Annotated in this window: 3 protein-coding genes; 1 reads left to right on the forward strand and 2 read right to left on the reverse strand. The window is 39.5% G+C overall.

The window, feature by feature from the left end; translation table 11 throughout:
• Positions 1-495: 495 nt before the first annotated feature.
• On the forward strand, positions 496-1200 hold the full coding sequence (locus C5O19_RS25755) for a sugar transferase (RefSeq protein ID WP_104716244.1): 705 nt from the start codon (positions 496-498) through the stop codon (positions 1198-1200).
• Positions 1201-1424: 224 nt separating this feature from the next.
• On the opposite strand, the gene C5O19_RS25760 is transcribed toward C5O19_RS25755, so the two are convergent.
• Both C5O19_RS25760 and C5O19_RS25765 read right to left on the reverse strand, forming a co-directional pair.
• A complete protein-coding gene (locus C5O19_RS25760; RefSeq protein ID WP_104716245.1) occupies positions 1425-1619 on the reverse strand; it encodes a hypothetical protein in 195 nt (64 codons plus the stop codon).
• A 447-nt stretch (positions 1620-2066) separates the two neighbouring features.
• Positions 2067-3587: a capsule assembly Wzi family protein gene (locus C5O19_RS25765; protein WP_104716246.1), complete on the reverse strand. Its 1521-nt coding sequence runs from the start codon at positions 3585-3587 to the stop codon at positions 2067-2069.
• Between the last annotated feature and the right edge of the window lie 182 nt (positions 3588-3769).

Here is a 3769-nt window from a genome sequence, read left to right on the forward strand (position 1 = left end):
CTTAACATCATCTTGAACGGAGTGGGCGAGGGTGAAGCGTATTACTACAGTTACAGCTACGGCTACTACGGGGATGATAAAAAGAAACTAAATGATTAAGTAGGAAAGGTTGGTACTAGTAGCGTAATGCGGCTAGTACCTCACTCCAAGTATTCCCAGTTTGAATAACCCTTCCTTAGAGTAAAGTAATTTACCAATTGAAAATTATATCTAGTGAAGAGTAGCGCCAACTACTAATTGCTAAGTCTTCGGTTGCTTGCTCCCACCCTTATGAATGTATGGCAATAACTAATGAAGTTACGTAGTACTGCCCCAGCTTTCATGAAACAAGTATGATAGCCTATTGTATCAATTAGTGAAGAAGTAATTTTCTTAATCCGTTTTTTGTATTCCCAAAGCATTGCTTGACGGGGACTGGGATTCGTATATCCTTAAGCGTTATGCTAAGAATTAATTCTTAAGAGCTTCTATCGAACTAAAGATCCGCCAAACGTTATGAAATACTCAGAAAACACCCTTCGCTTAGATACGGCTTATGGGGAAGCGAAAAAGAACCGAACGGACCACGAAGGTCGTCCCACTTCATCTATTCTAGTGACTAAACGCTCGGACACACCTTTAGGGAAGCGATTTTTTGATGTAGTGGTGTCCAGTTTTGTAGCGTTGACGGTATTGAGCTGGATGATTCCTATCATCGGAGCACTCGTTAAACTGTCTTCACCGGGTCCTGTCTTTTTTGTGCAGTGGCGTACGGGCCGCAACGGTCGCCGCTTCCGCTGTCTGAAGTTTCGCACCATGCGTCATAACCAGGTAGCGCCCTTCAAGCAAGCATCCGCTGATGATCCCCGCATCACCAAGATTGGTAAATTCCTTCGCAAAACGAATCTAGATGAGATGCCGCAATTTTTAAACGTATTACGAGGCGATATGAGCATTGTAGGACCTCGGCCGCATGCCCTGGAACACGATGCCCAGTATTGGGATGTGGTGCCAGGTTTTGCAACGCGTTATCTAGTCAAACCCGGGATTACGGGCCTTGCTCAGACCCGGGGTCTCAGAGGAGAAGCGGGCCTGAAGGATATGGAGCATCGCTTGAAGCTGGATCAGTGGTATATCAAAAGACGTTCTGCGGTGCTGGATGCCAAGATCTGCTGGTGGACGGTAGAAAAGATGATCAAAGGTGATGAAAAAGCTTATTAAATTCGATTGATATAATTAAAATGCCTGGTATTGTTATCGATTAGTCAACTCATCGACTGACTAAAGATAATTTATGAAACATCATATCTTCACAATATAAATTTTTCTTTAAAGTATAAATTTTCATAATATTGAAGTTGAAAAGGTACAGATAAAAGAACTACTAATAGTTAAGAATATAATTAGCTAAACGCCATCTTAATATGTTAAGAAAAGTAACATTTTTAGTTATATAAAGTGAGTCCCTCGCTTGACAGCAAAGCATCGCTGTCAAACTCTTTCATCTTCTGCTCTTTGTCCTTGGGACAAATTAAGAGTGCGTTGTTAAACTCAGCGACAATGTAATCCGATAAACCTTCGACCGCCACCAAACGCTCTTTGGGCGTCTTGATGATCGAACCCGTCGCGTTGTAGGTCACGATATGTCCATCAATCTCGTTGTCATTCTCATCCTTTTCACTTACCTCATATAGACATTTTCACGTGCCCAAATACGACTAGCCTATGTCACTCAGCAATACGTATACGTTCTGAGCCTTTTCCATCATCCAATTGTAAGCGAAACACTACAGTACGATATTGCGGATAAACTTGTAATAAGTTTTCGGCTTCTTGTGCGTTATAATATCTAGCTTTTCAAACACTTTATAGAAAATTATTCTTGATTAATATTAAGGATTCACAAATAGAGTTAAAATCATAGAAATATAATTAGAATAGATAATCTAAGCTATCAAACTTCCAGTAAATCGATAATCTATTAATGATACCTATATAAATAGGTTCATAATAATTTTAAAGGTTAATTTTTATTCTAACTAATTAATAGTATATAAATTTATTTATATTATGGTAGAAAAGAAAATTTAAAACCAGCCAGTTTTCTTAATGCCTAGAATTAAGCCTATTGAATTAGGAAGCCAATCTCCTGCATCTAGGGCGAAACTGGCTTTATATTCTAAGCCACTTAATGTTTTGCTGGGGACGATTATTTCTACTAATCCTGAGAATTGTTTAAATACGCTAATAGGGTCTGGACGAGTTGGGCGGCCATAGTTCCAGCTTTGGGAAAGCAATGTCCGAAGACTAATACCGGAAGCAAATTGCCCTAGTAAGCCTATATGTAAGAGTTGAACTTTATTGTTACTAATCATCTGTCTTACTCGGCCGGCTGGCAAATTATGCCACTTTGGATTAGAGTCCATCCAACGCGTAAAAAAAGGAGTACCGATTACGCGCTTTTCATTGGTCCAACCATCAATATATTGATAATTATTAAAATAGTCATCTGCACCTTTTGGCAAAGTTTTAGCGTCATAAGGACCGCTTTGATCTAAAGTAGTCATAAATTCTGCCGTAATTTGTTTAAAACGGAAGCTTTTTATGTCATTAATATTATGATTTTGCCAGCGGACTCCGTATACGCCATCGGGCAAATTGCCGAAGACAACTCCTGACATATCATCCCAAGGCCTTTGGATGTAGAAAAATAGGTTGGAATTTTTCAAACTGATTTCTAGGGCAATATCAATAGATCCTAAATGATTTCCTGAGCGATTAAGTGAATCAAACTTAGTGAATCCTCCTAGATCATTTCCTCCTAATGCACTTGGCCACCAAGCTTTTTTAAAAGCTTTCCAATCAGAAGGTAAATGACCATTATTAGAGAAAGAATTATCTAAATATTTTGAATATCCTCCCCACTGAACATATTGAGCCATGCCACCATAAAAGCGTACTTTCCAAGAAGGTTTGCCAATTCTAACAAATAAACTTTTCGCATGTAAATAGGCGTTTTTCATAGAGTCTGTATTAGAAATCCATCCGTGACTGATAAACCCATTAAATGCAATAATGTCATTTGTAAAGTGTAACGGGGCAAAGTCTTTTGTACCAATACGTATCTGTGTAATAGGGACAGCATTACCTGAATATGCATAAGAGCCTGAGCCCAACAGAGTATCGGTGAGACCGTTAATCTCCCGGCGGCGTCCTACATAAAGTTCAGCATGGCCTAAACCCACGGCGGCATAAGCTTCGGGAAGAATAAATCGGGAATTTCGAGTGGCATTGCCCACCGCTTCAAAGCTGGCTTTGGCATAAAGCTTTTTCATGTTTTGTGCATTACCCCATAAACCTGTAGCCCCTACACTAAGTATGCCCCCTGGCGACTCTAATGGAATTGTGCCAAACTCATTAGAGCGTAGCCAGAAAGGCGTTTGATTGCTTGTAGAAGCTAAGCCGCCAACTTGTGCTTGGTAACGTATCCCTTGAGTCGTCACAGTATCATAAACTGGACGATTAAATGTTTGGCTGAATCCTGAGGTATAGTTGATTATACTGATAAAAGCAAAAATGCCTTTAGAAAAGGAAGAAAGTAATTTCATTAGGCGGTTGAGTGAAAGTTAATATAAAGTCTTCACAGGCAATAAAAGTACCAATTACTTTTTAAGTTTAGGTAGTAATTTATACAAAATGAGTGCCTCGCTTGGAAGCATCCGCGACAAACTCTTTGACCTTCTGTTCTTTGTCTTTGGGACAGATCAGAAGCACGTTGTCAAACTCTGCG

This window comes from Siphonobacter curvatus (assembly GCF_002943425.1).
Lineage (GTDB): Bacteria > Bacteroidota > Bacteroidia > Cytophagales > Spirosomataceae > Siphonobacter > Siphonobacter curvatus.

Excerpts from the sequence above, each read along its gene's own strand:
- C5O19_RS25765 (WP_104716246.1), bottom strand. The coding sequence starts at position 3,587 with ATGAAATTACTTTCTTCCTTTTCTAAAGGCATTTTTGCTTTTATCAGT.
- C5O19_RS25755 (WP_104716244.1), top strand. The coding sequence starts at position 496 with ATGAAATACTCAGAAAACACCCTTCGCTTAGATACGGCTTATGGGGAA.